At 72.2% G+C, this 14374-nt stretch carries 15 protein-coding genes; 11 read left to right on the top strand and 4 right to left on the bottom strand.

Going from position 1 to position 14374, the window contains the following annotated elements; all coding sequences use genetic code 11:
* Nucleotides 1-4 precede the first annotated feature (4 nt).
* From Vqi01_RS00950 to Vqi01_RS00940, 3 genes are all read left to right on the top strand, one after another.
* Nucleotides 5-727, top strand: coding sequence for a ferredoxin reductase (locus Vqi01_RS00950; RefSeq protein WP_204032019.1), 723 nt, complete (start codon nt 5-7; stop codon nt 725-727).
* Nucleotides 728-741: 14 nt separating this feature from the next.
* Entirely contained in the window at nt 742-1029 is a 288-nt protein-coding gene (locus Vqi01_RS00945; RefSeq protein ID WP_204032017.1) for a DUF6510 family protein, read from the top strand.
* A gap of 73 nt (nt 1030-1102) precedes the next feature.
* A complete protein-coding gene (locus Vqi01_RS00940; RefSeq protein ID WP_204032015.1) occupies nt 1103-2404 on the top strand; it encodes an NAD(P)/FAD-dependent oxidoreductase in 1302 nt (433 codons plus the stop codon).
* Nucleotides 2405-2480: 76 nt separating this feature from the next.
* On the opposite strand, the gene Vqi01_RS00935 is transcribed toward Vqi01_RS00940, so the two are convergent.
* On the bottom strand, nt 2481-3461 hold the full coding sequence (locus Vqi01_RS00935; protein ID WP_204032014.1) for a DUF2267 domain-containing protein: 981 nt from the start codon (nt 3459-3461) through the stop codon (nt 2481-2483).
* A gap of 623 nt (nt 3462-4084) precedes the next feature.
* Between Vqi01_RS00935 and Vqi01_RS00930 the strand changes: the two genes are divergently transcribed.
* Together Vqi01_RS00930 and Vqi01_RS00925 are read left to right on the top strand one after the other, a co-directional pair.
* Nucleotides 4085-4444 carry an STAS domain-containing protein gene (locus tag Vqi01_RS00930; RefSeq protein WP_204032012.1) on the top strand — a complete coding sequence of 120 codons (360 nt, stop codon included), beginning with the start codon at nt 4085-4087 and terminating at the stop codon, nt 4442-4444.
* 57 nt (nt 4445-4501) lie between these two features.
* Nucleotides 4502-4948, top strand: coding sequence for a response regulator (locus Vqi01_RS00925; RefSeq protein WP_204032011.1), 447 nt, complete (start codon nt 4502-4504; stop codon nt 4946-4948).
* A 33-nt stretch (nt 4949-4981) separates the two neighbouring features.
* Here the strand turns inward: Vqi01_RS00925 and Vqi01_RS00920 are convergent, their stop codons facing one another.
* The 3 genes from Vqi01_RS00920 to Vqi01_RS00910 all read right to left on the bottom strand — a co-directional run bounded on the left by Vqi01_RS00920 (nt 4982) and on the right by Vqi01_RS00910 (nt 7690).
* On the bottom strand, nt 4982-5866 hold the full coding sequence (locus Vqi01_RS00920) for a hypothetical protein (protein ID WP_204032009.1): 885 nt from the start codon (nt 5864-5866) through the stop codon (nt 4982-4984).
* A 371-nt stretch (nt 5867-6237) separates the two neighbouring features.
* A complete protein-coding gene (locus Vqi01_RS00915; protein WP_204032007.1) occupies nt 6238-6660 on the bottom strand; it encodes an OsmC family protein in 423 nt (140 codons plus the stop codon).
* 58 nt (nt 6661-6718) lie between these two features.
* A complete protein-coding gene (locus Vqi01_RS00910; RefSeq protein ID WP_204032006.1) occupies nt 6719-7690 on the bottom strand; it encodes a serine/threonine-protein kinase in 972 nt (323 codons plus the stop codon).
* Nucleotides 7691-7855: 165 nt separating this feature from the next.
* Here Vqi01_RS00910 and Vqi01_RS00905 point away from each other — a divergent pair, with 165 nt between their 5' ends.
* The 6 genes from Vqi01_RS00905 to Vqi01_RS00880 all read left to right on the top strand — a co-directional run bounded on the left by Vqi01_RS00905 (nt 7856) and on the right by Vqi01_RS00880 (nt 14193).
* Nucleotides 7856-8077 carry a DUF8847 domain-containing protein gene (locus Vqi01_RS00905; protein WP_204032004.1) on the top strand — a complete coding sequence of 74 codons (222 nt, stop codon included), beginning with the start codon at nt 7856-7858 and terminating at the stop codon, nt 8075-8077.
* Between the two features lie 54 nt (nt 8078-8131).
* Nucleotides 8132-8818 (top strand): helix-turn-helix domain-containing protein, encoded by a 687-nt coding sequence (locus Vqi01_RS00900; protein ID WP_204032002.1) that lies wholly within the window; start codon nt 8132-8134, stop codon nt 8816-8818.
* Nucleotides 8819-8986: 168 nt separating this feature from the next.
* Nucleotides 8987-9136 carry a hypothetical protein gene (locus tag Vqi01_RS00895; protein ID WP_155220336.1) on the top strand — a complete coding sequence of 50 codons (150 nt, stop codon included), beginning with the start codon at nt 8987-8989 and terminating at the stop codon, nt 9134-9136.
* 10 nt (nt 9137-9146) lie between these two features.
* A complete protein-coding gene (locus Vqi01_RS00890) occupies nt 9147-10643 on the top strand; it encodes a class I SAM-dependent methyltransferase (protein WP_204032001.1) in 1497 nt (498 codons plus the stop codon).
* Nucleotides 10636-12633 (top strand): sulfatase-like hydrolase/transferase, encoded by a 1998-nt coding sequence (locus Vqi01_RS00885; RefSeq protein WP_204031999.1) that lies wholly within the window; start codon nt 10636-10638, stop codon nt 12631-12633. Before Vqi01_RS00890 ends, Vqi01_RS00885 begins: the two co-directional genes overlap by 8 nt.
* A 276-nt stretch (nt 12634-12909) precedes the next feature.
* A complete protein-coding gene (locus tag Vqi01_RS00880; RefSeq protein WP_204031997.1) occupies nt 12910-14193 on the top strand; it encodes a citrate synthase in 1284 nt (427 codons plus the stop codon).
* Nucleotides 14194-14374: the final 181 nt, after the last annotated feature.

Genomic DNA, 14374 nt, shown 5'->3' with positions numbered 1-14374 from the left:
GCGCATGGGGTGGCAGCCGGCCCGGTTGGCGCATCGCCGGGTCGAGACGCCGACGGCGCAGACCCTGGTGCTCCAGGTGCCGGGCTGGGCAGCCCACCTGCCCGGTCAGCACGTCGACATCCGACTCACCGCGTCCGACGGTTATCAGGCCGCCCGGTCGTACTCGCTGGCCGCCCCGGCCGACGGTGAGCGGATCGAGGTGACGGTGCAGCGGGTGCCCGACGGCGAGGTGTCACCGTTCCTGCTCGAGGGCTACCGCGAGGGCGACCCGGTCGAGGTGCGCGGTCCGATCGGCGGCTGGTTCGTCTGGCGGCCGACGGAGAGCGACCCGGTGCTGCTGGTTGCCGGCGGATCGGGCGTGGTGCCGCTGATGGCCATGATCCGGGCCCGCCGCACGGCGGGCAACCGGGCCCCGTTCCGGCTGATCTACTCCGTCCGCACCCCGTCGGACGTGTTCTACAACGAGGAGTTGCGCCACCGGGTCCGCGACGACGCCGGGCTCGACGTGGCGTACGTCTACACCCGCGAGGCGCCCGAGGGGTGGCGCGGCGAGCCCCACCGGGTCGGTCTCGCCGACGTCACCACCCACGGCTGGCCGCCGGACCTGGAGCCGCTGGTCTACGTCTGTGGCCCGACCGGATTCGTGGAGGCGGTGTCCGACCTGCTCGTGGGGCTGGGCCACCCGCCCGGGCGGGTGCGTACCGAACGTTTCGGCCCGACTGGTTGAGAGGGGAGGCGTGGATGACCGAGCTGCCCTACCTGGACGGCAACATGCTCGACGGCCCGCTGGGTGAGGTGTTCGCGATCGACCTGAGCACCGCCACCGGCCGCTGCGCCCACTGCGGCACTGCGGGTCCGGTGGCGGGGCTGCGGGTCTACTCACAGGCGCCCGGGCTGGTCGCACGATGCCCGACCTGCGTCGAGGTGATGATGCGGATGGTCCGTGCGCCCGACCGGGCCTGGTTGGACCTGCGCGGCACGACGTACCTGCGGTTCCCCATGCCGCTCGACCGCCCACCAGGCGGATAGCCGGACCTTACTCGGCGCCCGTCCACAGCCCGCCCGGACGTTTGCCCCGGCTTGGGGCGGGAACCGGGCCGGAATGACGAAACCTCGTGTGGTGATCGTGGGGGCCGGGTTCGCCGGTTACCACGCGGCCAGAACGCTGAGCCGGCTGGCCCGCGACCGGGCCGAGATCGTCCTGCTGAGCACGACCAACTACTTCCTCTACCTGCCGCTGCTGCCCGAGGTCGCCGCCGGGGTGCTGGAGCCGGGTCGGATCGCGGTGCCGTTGACCGGCACGCTGGACAGCGTACGGGTGGTCATCGGCGAGGCAGATCACGTCGACCTGCAGAACCGCTGGGTCGGCTTCACCCAGCCGGAGGGGGACCGCAACCGGCTGGCGTACGACCGACTGGTCCTCGCCGTGGGCAGCGTGAACAAGCTGCTGCCGATCCCTGGGGTGACCGAGTACGCACGCGGCTTTCGCAGTCTGCCCGAGGCGCTCTACCTGCATGACCACGTGATCCGGCAGATCGAGCTGGCCGAGCAGGCCGAGGACCCGGTCGAGCAGCAGGCCCGGTCCACGTTCGTGGTGGTGGGCGCCGGCTACACCGGGACCGAGGTGGCCGCGCAGGGCCAACTGTTCACCGACGAGCTGGTCACCCAGCGTCCCCGGATGAGTATCCGCCCGAAGTGGATGTTGCTGGATGTCGCGGCCCGGGTGCTGCCCGAGTTGGACCAGCGGATGTCGCGGACCGCGGACCGGGTGCTGCGCCGCCGAGGGGTGGACGTCCGCATGGGTACCTCGGTGGCGGTCGCCACCGCGGACGGGGTCAAGCTCACCGACGGGGAGTTCGTGCCCACCTGTTCCCTGGTCTGGTGCGTGGGCGTACGCCCCGATCCGTTCGTGGCGGAGTTGGGCCTGCGGACCGAGAAGGGACGCCTGGTCGTCGACGAGTACCTCAGCGTCCCCGGATTCCCCGAGGTGTACGCCTGCGGCGACGCAGCCGCCGTACCCGACCTGTCGCGACCGGGCGAGATCTGCGCCATGACCGCCCAGCACGCCCAGCGGCAGGGCAAGCTCGCCGCGCACAACATCGCCGCCTCGTACGGGCAGGGCCGACGCCGCCCCTACCGTCACCACGACCTCGGTTGGGTGGTCGACCTGGGCGGCCGGGATGCGGCGGCGAACCCGCTCAAGGTGCCGCTGTCCGGCCTGCCCGCCAAGGCGGTCACCCGGGGCTACCACCTGCTCGCGATGCCGGGCAACCGGGCCCGGGTGGGCGCCGACTGGCTGCTCGACGCGGCGCTGCCCCGCTCGGCCGCGCAGCTCGGGCTGGTCCCCGCCAACGCCGTGCCGCTGGAGAGTTCGTCGCCCGAGGTGCCGGCCCACACCCGGTGACCGGACGGTCCGCGACCGACGCACGGCAGGTCGACGCCGGCGACCGACGGCTTCGGTGAGCCGCCGGCCCCCCGCCTCAGCCGCTGGCCAGGCCGGCGCCCGCCTCCTCGATCGCGGCTTCGACCGCGTGGGCGAGGTCGATGTCCGACGCCGTTACCACCCCGGCGTTTCGTGAGCTGACGGTGAGTACGGCCGTCGTCCGGTCCGCCCGGCCGATCCGTGGAGCGCGGCCGCTCTGGTCGCGAAGCCGGTCGAGCCGGTCCAGGACCCGGTCGAGGTTGCCTGCCGGCAGTTCGAGGGTCCGCGACAGCGACGTGCCGTCATGCGCCCAGTAGGGCAGGTCGCCCAGTGCCTCGCGCAATTCCGCGCCGGACAGTGGGGCCGCGGTGCTGCTCGCGCCGACCAACCCGCCGCCGACCGGCGCAGGGTTCAACAGTTCCCGCAACTCGTCCGGCACGTGAAGCGACGCGATCAGGTCATGGTCGTGCTCGGCGAGCGCCGCCAGGGTGGCCTCGGCCTGGTAACGGGCCTGCTCCGGGCTGCGGCCGCTGATCCGACCCACCTCGGCCAGGAAACCGGCCAGGTCCGGGCGCCGCGCGATGCCGTCGACCGGCACGACGTCGTGCAACGAAGCCGGCACCGCGGCGAGCAGCCGTCCGCGTTCGGCCGCCTCCAGCACCGAGGCCAGCACGAGCACCGTCGATTCCACCCCCACCTTCGCGGTACGGAAATCGACGCCCGCGCGCCGCCCGACGTCCTCGACCAGGTCTCGGTACCCCACCGTGCTGACTCCCGGCGCCTCGCGACCAGGCTGGGGACGAGGCCGAGGGGCCTCCGGGACACCGGCTGGTGGCGGAGCGGGTCCGCCACGCGTGGTGTCCGTTTTATGGCGGGCGCCGGCCGGTGCGGGACCGGCCCGCCTGCCCTGCTCAAGGTGCGTGAGTTGCTTGCTGGCGCTGAGGCTGGCGCCGGTGTCGGCCGCCTGCCTGCCGCGCTCCCGGGCCTGTCGGGCCAGCGCCCGGCGGCGCTGGTTGTCGCCCTCCATCTGTTTGCGCATGGTGACACCTCGCTTCGCTGGGTCCTGCATGCGGATCCTCGGTGGCCTTCCCGCTGCTGCCGGCCGCGAAACGATCGCGTCGAGCCCGCGATCGGCTGCTCGACGCCGCCGAGGCGGTTCATCCCGCCGGGGTGAGGGGTGTTCACCCGGACCCTGCCGATCATCGAAGCCGACCGGAGCAGTCGAGCTGAAGCGGCAGAGGCACGCCGCAGGGCATCCGAGCCATCCTCCGGCCCCCGACCCCTGGTCCCAGGGTCGGGGGCCACCCGAGCCTCGTCGGGGAATCCCCCCAACCTCCGCCGACCTTGCACTTTCGGTCGGCGTAACGCCGCTTTTGCGCCCTTCTGTCCCGACGAAGAGTGCATGATCGACGAGGCATGAGCCACGGTGGTCAAGCCCTCGCGGCCGTCCGGCCACCGCCCTCGCGGCCGTCCGGCCACCGCCGCCCCGTGGCACTCGGCTCAGCGACGCGCGTGCCCGGAGAGCATCCTGGACAGTCGGGGCGTGCCGGTAACGGGGGCGGCGAACTTTGCCGTAACGGCGTAGACTGCCGCCCCGCCGCGGCTCGCCTTATACTTGCCCTACCGCAATCATTCGCGCCAGGATGGCGAGAGGGGATACCCGTGACGTTGACCGTCACGTACGCCGAACGCGACGAAGGAGGCGCCGCCCGCCTTCGTCTCGCCGGTGAGCTCGACATGAGCAGTGCCCCCGAGCTCAACGCCACCATCGATCGACTGGCCGCCGCTGGCGAACGCCGGCTCCTGGTCGACCTGACCGACCTCACCTTCTGTGACTCGACCGGCATCGCTGTCTTCGTGCGCGGCGACAACCTCGCGGCTGCCGAGGGCGGCTGGTTGCGGATCACCGGCGCGACCGGCCGGGTGGAGCGGGTGCTCAAGCTGACCGGCCTGGCCGAGGTGCTCGGTTATGGCACCGATGCCCCCGACCCGGCGGCCACGGACCGCCCGGCGATCGGCTAGATTTTGCCGCCGATGCGGGATCGTTAGATCCCGCCCTCCGACCTGAGGCAGGTAGTGATGGCCGCTCGAACACTTGACCCGGTTCGCATCCTCGTGGTCGACGACGACCCGGGCGACGTGCTCATGATCGAGGAAGCTCTGGCGACCTCGAACGTCGAGAAGGTCATCGACGTGGTCGGTGACGGCCAGGAGGCGATGGAGTTCCTGCGCCGCGAGGGCCGGCACGTCTCTGCCCAACGCCCGGACGTGATCCTGCTCGACCTGAACATGCCCCGGATGGACGGACGCCAGGTCCTGGGCGAGGTGAAGGGCGACGAGGATCTGCGGACCATACCGATCGTCGTGCTGACCACCTCGAACGCGGACACCGACATCATCAGCAGCTACACCCTGCAGGCCAACGCGTACGTCACCAAGCCGATCGACCTGGACGACTTCAACGACGTCGTGCACCGCATCGACGAGTTCTTCGGCCGGGTGGTCGTGCTGCCGAAGCGGGCCTGAACGCGCCGTCAGCGTAACGGGTGGCCGCGCCGGTCAGGTCAGCGCGGCCACGATGGCCCTCGCCCGCTCCTCGTGCTGCGCGTACGCGTAGGGGAAGGCGGAGATCTGCACGGCCTGGGCGGCCATGGTCAGGCTCAGCTGCTGCCAGCCGGGTACCTCCAGCAGCGCCGCGTAGAACGCCTGGGCCGCGTACGCCGGACGCATCAGGTCCCGTACGCTGCCCCAGCCGCTGCTCGGGCGCTGCTGGAACAGCCCGACCGAGTCGTGGTCCCAGCCGATCGCCTGGTGCGGGTAGTTCTGTGACTCGGGTAGCACGCCGCTGGCGTAGTTGAGCAGAGTGCTCTCCTGCATTGCGGTGGCGATGGCGATCACCAGGCCCTGGCGCGGGACCTTCAGCTCGACGCCGACGTCGACGATCACCTTGGCGTTGTCCATCTGCGCCTGGGTGAGCCCGGCGACCGGCTTGGGGCGGGTCGGCGTGGCCTTCGTCTTCTTCGGTTTCGGGCTGGCGGATGGCTTGGCGGATGGCTTGGCCGACGGCTTGGCGGTCGGCGAGGCGCTCGCGCTCGGAGCCGGGCTGGCCGGGGCAGGGGAGGGGCTGCGGTCCAGCGAGCGGGAGGCGGCCTCGTCCTGCGCGGCCAGCGCGCGGTCGGCCACCGCCTCGGCCACCTGCGGCGCGGGCGCCTGGGTGGTGTCGCGACTCGCGGCGACTGCTCCCGCCCCAGCGAGGCAGCAGGTCACTGCGGTGGCGAGGGCCACCCGGGCGGGGGTGGACTCCAACAGGGCGCGGACACTGCGGCGCGCCGTTTCGGTGGCGGCATGCCGGCCTCTTGGCCGTTCGGGTGATGCTCCATCGTTCGAGCGGGTCGCCGCGGGCTGGGGGGTCAGCTTCTGGTCGATCTGGTCGTCGGGATGCACGCGCCGAGGTTAGAAAGCTCTCGGCCCGTTGCCATCGGCCTGGCTGGTGTGATGAGTCACATTTTGCGGAGATCTGTGGGGCTATTTGCCGTAGCCGAGGCCATAGCGGAGAACCATCATCTATCCGCTGTTCCGTTAATGCCGGAAATGCCGGTGCAATAGGGTAGCAAACGGTGATCTTGCCGCGCTCGATGAACGTTTCGGTCCGCATCCTCCGGACGATCGGTGTTTGCTCACCCGAACGTCACGGCGGCCGGGGGTGATCGGGCCACCCGCCGTCGCAGGTGGCTCTACAGCGACCCGCAGGCGCGTCCGCCGCCGTCCAGGTCGCCGGACGGCCACCACGGGCCGACCGTTCTGCGCAGGCGGCGTCAGTGCCGGCCCTGCTCGGCGGGGGTGACGGTGAGCCGGTGCCGGCCGCCGTCCGCGCTGGAGAAGGGCCACAGCCGGTCGGCGTGCTCGACCAGTTCGGCGAGCTGCTGCCGGGTCAGGCCCACCGAGGAGATCGAGGCGTGCACGTCCGCCCGGTACCGGCCGTCGTCGTCGCGATCCAACGTCGCCTCGGCGCGTACCTGCACGGTGTGGGCCTCGTCCGTGATCGCGCTGGCCGCCTCCACCGCCGCGTGGTGCAGACAGGAGGCAAAGGCGGCGGCGAGCAGTTGCTCCGGGGTCAGCCCGGAGCAGTGCGGCGCCAGCGGCGAGGCGAGGGCGGTGGAGAGCGCCCCGTCGTCGGTGCGAATGTGACCGCCCTCGGCGGTCGCGGTGGCAACCTCGTTCAGTCTGGAACTCGGCATCGCGTTCCTCCCGTCACTCCCCGCCCGGCTACCCGAGCCCGGTCGGGTGAAACCGGGACTACCCGCCGTGCCGGCCCCCGGTCACCTCGGCCACCACCCCGGGAGCCTCGGCCGCTGCTTCGGTCACCTCGGCCGCCGCACGGTCGGTCCACGGGCTCACCGAGGGTGGCCGCGGCCGCGGCATCAGGGGCTGGTGCATCGGCACGTACACCCGGGCGTCGACCGCCTCGGCGAGCAGCAGCGCCGTCACCAGGCTGCTCGGTCGCCGGGTCGGCTCCTCGGCCAGCAGGCGCCGGCACAGGTCGGCCACCTCGGCGGGCAGGCCCGGCACCTCGGGAAGGGGTTGCGGAGGCTGCCGCCGCTGTGGACCGAGCAGCTGGGTCATGCTGTCGGCGGCGTACGGCAATCGCCCGGTCAGGCAGCAGTAGAGCAGCACGCCGAGGGCGTACATGTCGGCCGCCGGGGTGGCCGGGGCCCGGCGCAGCTGTTCGGGGGCGAGGTAGGCCGGCGTGCCGATCACCACGCCGTCGGGCGTCGGGTCGGCGGCGCCGGCCGGGGTGGCGATGCCGAAGTCGAGCACCTTCACCCCGGACGGCGTGAGCATCACGTTGGCCGGCTTGACGTCGCGGTGCACGATGCCGTGCGCGTGGGCGGCGGCCAGGGCGGCGCTCACCTCCGCGCACACCCGTACCGCGATCCGCCAGTGCAGCGGGCCGGCGCGCAGGTGCGCGGCGAGCGTGTCGCCGGTGGCCAACTCCAGCACGATGTACGGCGTCTCGTGCCCGGGCAGCATCGCGCAGCAGGTGCCGAAGTCGTGCACGCTGGCGACGTTGGGGTGGACCAGGCGGGCCGCGCAGCGGGCCTCGGCGCGGATCCGGGTCACCGACTCCGCGTCGTCCGGTTGCCCGGGCGACAGCAGCTTCACCGCCACCTCACGGTCCAGCACCTCGTCGTGTGCCCGCCACACCTCCGACATGCCGCCGAGGCCGATTCGCTGTTCGAGCCGGTACCGCCCGCCCAGCGTTCTCATCGCCCGCTCCTTGCCCTCGTGCTGCCCCCCGCCCCGGCGGTTGTCCGCCGCGCCCGCACGGTACCCCGCGCCCGATAAGGGCAAACCGGCCTCGGAACGGGGCTGGTGGGGTTAGCGTGCGAGCCGGGACGCCAGTGCCGGAACAGTGGGAGGCGGAGCGGGGCGATGAGTGAGGTGACCGTACGGTTCGTCGGTGGGCCGGCCCACGACACGGTCCGGGCGCTGCCGGCCGGGCCGGACGGGACCCCGCCCCGGCTGTGGGTGCTGCGGCGGCCCGAGGCGGCGCCCGCCCCGGCCGCCGATCACCTCTACGCCCGGCAGCGCCCGCACGACAACGTCTGGACGATGCGCTTCGTCCGCACCGACCCGGTCGGCGCGACCGAGTGACGCGCCGGCCCTGGCAACAAGGCCGGTGTCGCACGAGCGTGGCAGGCTGGCGACGTGTACCGGGAACGATCGGCCGGCGTCGCCGGCGCGGTGCTGTGGACCAGCACCGCACCCGCCGACCCCGTGCCGACCCGGGTGCTTCCGGACGGCTGCCTCGACCTGCTCTGGTCCAGCCGGGCCGGGCTGCTGGTGGCCGGCCCGGACCGCACCGCGTTCCTCAGCAACGGCGGGCCGGGGGAGCGGTGGGTCGGGCTGCGGCTGCCGCCCGGGGTGGGCCCGGCGGTGCTCGGCGTGCCCGCCGTTGAGCTGCGTGACCGGCGGGTGCCGCTGGCGGACCTGTGGGGTCCACGGGTCACCGCGCCGTTGGCCGACCGGGCCGAGGCCGACGCCGCGACCGTCCTGATCGAGGTTGCCGCGTACCGGCTGCGCGTCGCCGGCGGTCCGGACCTGCTCGGCACGCGGGTGGCCGCCGCGTTGGCCGCCGGCGCCACGGTGGCCGCGACCGCCGCCGAGGTCGGCCTCGATCCGCGCGGTCTGCTACGTCGCAGCCGACACCTGTTCGGGTACGGCCCGAAGACCCTCGCCCGCATCCTGCGGATGCGCCGGGCGTTGGCGCTGGCCCGTGCCGGGGTGCCCCTCGCCGAGGTGGCCGCCCGCGCCGGCTACGCCGACCAGGCCCACCTGACCCGCGACGTGCGGGCTTTCGCCGGCGTACCGCCCGCGGCGCTGCTCGGCGGCTGAGGCACCGCCGACTTGTCGATCATGAATCGGGCGTCGCGGTCGGCCAGCGGGCGTCTTGAACGAAACGGACCCACGAAGTCCGCGTTGTGCCCGACATGGGGAGAGAGAACGCGTACGGTGGGACAAGTCCTGCTACGCCAGCTAAGTCTGAAATGTGAGGAGCGGTCGGTGAACCACTTGGCCTACCTGGACGCGGGATCGGGCAGCCTGATCGTGCAGGCGGTGGTCGGCGGCATCGCCGGCGTCGCGGTGGCCGCCAAGCTCTACTGGCGCAGACTCGTCAGCCGCTTCCGCCGCCAGCCCACCGACCAGAGCTGATCCCTCCGGCATGGTGATCCCCGACCTCGGCCGGGCCGTGTGGCCCCCCGCCCGGTCCGGCACCGGGCCACGCGTCGAGCCCGGCTCGTTCCGCGACCCGGCGAACCAGGTGTTCCACGCGGGCGGCGACGTGCTCCGCGCGCTCGACGAGACGGCCGCCGCGCACTGGCGGGCACTGGCCGGCAGCACCTTCTTCCCACAGCTGGTCGCCGCCGGCAAAGTCTGTGGCACCGAGGAGTTGCCGCCCGGTGCGGCACGAGAACTGCTCGCGGTCGACCGGCTCGACGGCACCGAGCAGCGGCCGGCCTGGGCGGCGGTGCTGCGGCACGAGCGCATCCCCTTCGTCTCCCACCCGTACGAGTGGTCCTACGCGATGCTGCGCGACGCCGCGCTGCTGCATCTGGAGATCCTTCGGGTGGCCCTGCCGGCGGGCTTCACCACCAAGGACGGCTCGGCGTACAACCTGCAGTGGCGAGGCAGCCAGCCGGTCTTCATCGACGTGGGTTCCTTCGCCCCGCTGCGCGAGGGCGAGCCCTGGGCCGGCTACCGGCAGTTCTGCCAGACCCTGCTCTATCCGCTGTTGCTCGGCGCCCACCTCGGGCTGGATTTCCAGCCCTGGCTGCGGGCCCGGATCGACGGCATCGAGGCGGATCAGATGAGTGGGCTCCTGCGCGGCCTGCGCCGGCTGTCGCCGGGCGTACTGACCCATGTCCACCTGCACCGCAGCGTGCAGCGGCGCAACGCTGCCCGCAGCACCGCCGACGTGCGGGCGCAGCTGCGCGACGCCGGCTACACCCGGCAGATGGCGCTGGCCACCGTACGCGGGATGGAGAAGCTGGTGCGGCGCCTCGATCACCGGCCGCCCGCCAGCCACTGGGTGGACTACCAACGCACCTGCGGCTACTCCGGTGCCGACCGGGCGGGCAAGGAACGGTTCGTCACCGCCGCGCTGACCGGCGCGCGCCGGAGCCGTCTCGTGCTCGACCTGGGCGCCAACGACGGCCACTACTCCCGCCTCGCCGCCCGGCACGCCGACTACGTCGTCGCGGTGGAGCAGGACCCGGCGGTGGTGGACCGGCTCTACCTGGCCCTGCGTGACGCGGACGAACGGCGGGTGCTGCCGCTGGTGCTGGACCTGGCCGACCCGTCACCCGGCGGCGGATGGCGTGGCGTCGAGCGGGCCTCTTTCGTCGCCCGGACCGGCGCGGACACGGTCCTCGCCCTGGCCCTGGTGCACCACCTGGCGATCGGTCGCAACGTGCCGCTGCCCGAGGTGGTGGCATGCCTGGCCGGGTACGCCGCCCCCGGCGGCCGGCTGGTGGTGGAGTTCGTCCACCCCGACGATCCGATGGCCGTCCGACTGCTGGCCAACAAGCCGGACGGGATCTTCCCCGACTACCGGCGGGACGCCTTCGAGGCGCTGCTGCAGGGGTGCGGCTCAGTCGAGGATCGGCTGGAACTGCCCTCGGGCACCCGCACCCTGTACCAGGTGACCCTGGGTGGCTGACCGTCGCCGGGATCGCTGGCGGTCGGAGGGGGGTCGACTGCTGGAGGTCGCGGCGCTGGTCGGGTTGGTGATCACCCAGCCGCTGCTGGACGTGCTCGGCCGCAGCCCGGACTTCTTCCTGTTCCACCGCGCCGACCGGGGCGAGATCCTGCTGCTGGTGGCCCTGGTCGTGGTGCTGCCGACGGTGGCGCTCGGGCTGCTCGGCGCGCTGTCCCGGCTGGCCGGATCGGCCGCGCGGGCGGTCACCCACACCCTGCTGGTGGGTCTGCTGGTGGCCGCGTTGGCGGTGCAGGTCGGCCGGCACGTCACGCCGCTGCGGGGCGTACCGCTGCTGTTGGTCGCCGCGATGGTGGGTGCTGCCGTGGCGGTCGCCCACCGACGCTGGCGGGCGCTGGGCGCGGCGCTGCGCCTGGCCGCCGTCGGGCCGTTGCTCTTCGTCGGGCTGTTCCTGTTCGCCTCGCCGACCGGGCCGGTCGTGCTGCCGCGTGGCGACGGTGGGGTGGCCGGTACGGCGACCGGCGACCGGCATCCGCCGGTGGTCATGCTGGTCCTCGACGAGCTGCCGCTGGTCTCGCTGCTGGATCCGCAGGGCGGCATCGACGCCGAACGGTTCCCGCACTTCGCCGAACTCGCCGCCGCCTCGACCTGGTACCGCAACGCCACCGGGGTGAGCGGCTGGACGCCGTACGCGCTGCCGGCGATGCTGACCGGTCGCTACCCGGCGCAACCGGTCGCGCCGCACTTCTCGCACCACCCGGACAACCTCTTCACCGCCCTGGGCGGGTTGTACGACATCCGCGCCGAGGAGAGCATCACCCGGCTCTGCCCGCCCAGCCGTTGCGAGCAGCCGGTCACTCCGGAACAGGGCCTCGGTGTGCTGGTGCGCGAGACCGGCAAGCTGCTGCGCCAGGTGACCTCGCCGTGGGACAGCCGCATCGATCCGGAGCAGTCGTACCGGGAACGCACCGCCGAGGAGGCGGGCATCGACGACGCCGAACCGGTGCCGATCGATCCGAAGTTCCGCTGGGACAGCCTGACCGTCAACCAGCCGGCCCGGTTCACCAGCTTCCTGCGCGGGCTGGCCCCCACCTCTCGGCCGACGCTGCACTTCCTGCACCTGCTGATGCCGCACCCGCCGTGGGCGTACCTGCCGTCCGGCGCGCGCTACGAGGCGCCCGAGGACTTCCCCAACGAGGGGGACGGGTGGGTCGACCTGGCCCGCCAGCGCCACCTGGCGCAACTCGGCTACACCGACCGGCTGATCGGCGAGACGCTGCGTACTCTGCGCGAGAGCGGGCTGTGGGACCAGGCGTTGGTGGTGGTCACCGCCGACCACGGGGTCAGCTTCACCAAGGGGTTCCAGGGGCGGGGACTCGACGCCATCCGGGCCGCCCCGCAGCAGGTGGCCTGGGTGCCGATGTTCGTCAAGACGCCGGGGCAGCGCGCCGGCCGGGTCGACGACCGCAACTGGCAGCACGTCGACCTGCTGCCGACGATCGCCGACGAGGCCGCCGTCCGGCTGCCCTGGCCGGTCGACGGCCGCTCCGCCCGCCAGGCTCCCCGTACCGACCCGGGCAAACTCTTCTACGACCGGCCCGGGGAACCGATCCCGCTGCCCGGCGCAGTGCCCGCCGCGCTGCCGCCGCCGGCCCCGCATCCGTTGACGGGCACCGCCGTGGGCGCCGCGCCCGCAGGCGGCACCGCCCGGGTCGGCGGGCTGGACGCGTTCCGCTTCGTCGACCCCGACGAGGGCGTGCTGCCGGGCATGATCTGGGGCACCGTGCCGGACTCGGTGCCGAACGGCACCGAACTGGCGGTGGTGGTCAACGGTACGGTGGCCAGCGTGGTGCCGGTGGTCGCGCCGGACCCGGGTGGCCGTCGCTTCGCGGCGCTGCTCGCCGACGACCGGCTCTTCCACGCCGGCACCAACCGCCTCGACCTGTACCTGGTCGAGGCCGGTGGCGGGTTGCGCCGCCTGACGATTTCCTGAGGCGCCCGGCGCGCGCTGCCGAGCGCCCCGAACGCGAAGCCGACCAGTGTCGTCCCGGCTGTTGAGCCGTCGCGTCCCTTTTCTCCTGCCGCTTTCACGCTCCGTGTGCCGCCTGTCCCGCTGCGTGCCGGCCGTCCGGGTTTCCCAGCTCAACGGTCGGGAATCGGGTGACGCATACCTCACCGCCAAACCACGAGGGGCAGTGTCGCTTCTACCGCAATTACGGTAGAAGCGAAGGCAATTCAACGTAGATCTGCCGGCAAAGCGAGGAAACACATGACGGAAGTCAAGCTCGATCACCCCGGCGGGCAGCTGTCGATGCCGGTACATTCCGCGGTCGAGGGCCCCGCCGGCATCGGTGTGGGCAAGCTGTTGAAGGAAGCCGGGTTGACGACGTACGATCCCGGGTTCGTCAACACCGCTGCCTGCTCGTCCGCGATCACGTACATCGACGGGGACGCGGGCATCCTGCGCTACCGCGGCTACCCCATCGAGCAACTGGCTGAGAAGAGCTCCTTCCTGGAGGTCTCCTACCTGCTGATCTACGGTGAGCTGCCGACCCCCCAGCAGCTCAACGAGTTCACCGAGCGGATCCGCCGGCACTCGCTGCTGCACGAGGAGATGCGCCGGTTCTTCGACGGCTTCCCCCGCGACGCGCACCCGATGGCGGTGCTCTCCTCGGCCGTGAGCGCCATCTCCACCTTCTACCAGGACAGCCTGGACCCGTTCGACGCCGAGCACGTGGAGATATCCACGTTCCGGCTCATGGCGAAGGTGCCCACCATCGCGTCGTACGCGTACAAGAAGTCGATCGGGCAGCCGCTGCTGTACCCGGACAACTCGCTGAGCTACGTGGAGAACTTCCTGCGGATGACGTTCGGCGTGCCGGCGGAGCCGTACGACGTCGACCCGGTGATGGCCCGCGTGCTGGACATGCTGTTCCTCCTGCACGCCGACCACGAGCAGAACTGCTCCACCTCGACCGTGCGGCTGGTCGGCTCCAGCAACGCCAACCTGTTCGCCTCGATCTCCGCCGGCGTCAACGCCCTGTTCGGGCCGCTGCACGGTGGTGCCAACCAGGCGGTGCTGGAGATGCTGGAGCGGATCCAGGCCGACGGCAGCGACGTGCGGTCCTTCGTCCGCAAGGTCAAGAACCGCGAGGACGGCGTCAGGCTGATGGGCTTCGGCCACCGGGTCTACAAGAACTACGACCCGCGCGCCGCGATCGTCAAGCAGGCGGCCCAGGACGTGCTCGGCCGGATGGCCAAGCCGGACCCGCTGCTGGACCTCGCGGTGCAGCTGGAGGAGATCGCCCTCGCCGACGACTTCTTCGTCTCCCGCCGGCTCTACCCGAACGTGGACTTCTACACCGGCCTGATCTACAAGGCGATGGGCTTCCCGACGAAGATGTTCACGGTGCTGTTCGCCCTGGGCCGGCTGCCCGGCTGGATCGCCCAGTGGCGCGAGATGATCAACGATCCGGAGACCAAGATCGGCCGTCCTCGGCAGGTCTACACCGGCGCCAGCAAGCGTGACTACATCGACAGCACCCAGCGCTGAGGTGCAAGGAAGGGCCCCCTTTTAACGCCTGCGGTATAGGAAGGGCCCCTTCTTAACGCTGCTCACGAAGGCCGCCGACCCGACCAGGGTCGGCGGCCTCTTCGCGTCGTCGCCACGACCGCACGTTCCCGCCACCGTCCATCAGGACGGCCGCCGACCCCAGGGTCAGGGGTCGGCGGCC

This window comes from Micromonospora qiuiae (assembly GCF_016863555.1).
Lineage (GTDB): Bacteria > Actinomycetota > Actinomycetes > Mycobacteriales > Micromonosporaceae > Micromonospora > Micromonospora qiuiae.
Note: the sequence above shows the minus strand (reverse complement) of the source record. Positions and strands in the feature narration are given on the sequence as shown.

What these genes read in the sequence shown, in the direction of transcription:
- Vqi01_RS00925 (WP_204032011.1), top strand. Translation starts at nt 4,502, where the DNA reads ATGGCCGCTCGAACACTTGACCCGGTTCGCATCCTCGTGGTCGACGAC.
- Vqi01_RS00880 (WP_204031997.1), top strand. Translation starts at nt 12,910, where the DNA reads ATGACGGAAGTCAAGCTCGATCACCCCGGCGGGCAGCTGTCGATGCCG.
- Vqi01_RS00915 (WP_204032007.1), bottom strand. Translation starts at nt 6,660, where the DNA reads ATGCCGAGTTCCAGACTGAACGAGGTTGCCACCGCGACCGCCGAGGGC.
- Vqi01_RS00935 (WP_204032014.1), bottom strand. Translation starts at nt 3,461, where the DNA reads ATGCGCAAACAGATGGAGGGCGACAACCAGCGCCGCCGGGCGCTGGCC.
- Vqi01_RS00905 (WP_204032004.1), top strand. Translation starts at nt 7,856, where the DNA reads ATGAGTGAGGTGACCGTACGGTTCGTCGGTGGGCCGGCCCACGACACG.
- Vqi01_RS00945 (WP_204032017.1), top strand. Translation starts at nt 742, where the DNA reads ATGACCGAGCTGCCCTACCTGGACGGCAACATGCTCGACGGCCCGCTG.
- Vqi01_RS00890 (WP_204032001.1), top strand. Translation starts at nt 9,147, where the DNA reads ATGGTGATCCCCGACCTCGGCCGGGCCGTGTGGCCCCCCGCCCGGTCC.
- Vqi01_RS00940 (WP_204032015.1), top strand. Translation starts at nt 1,103, where the DNA reads ATGACGAAACCTCGTGTGGTGATCGTGGGGGCCGGGTTCGCCGGTTAC.
- Vqi01_RS00910 (WP_204032006.1), bottom strand. Translation starts at nt 7,690, where the DNA reads ATGAGAACGCTGGGCGGGCGGTACCGGCTCGAACAGCGAATCGGCCTC.
- Vqi01_RS00950 (WP_204032019.1), top strand. Translation starts at nt 5, where the DNA reads ATGGGGTGGCAGCCGGCCCGGTTGGCGCATCGCCGGGTCGAGACGCCG.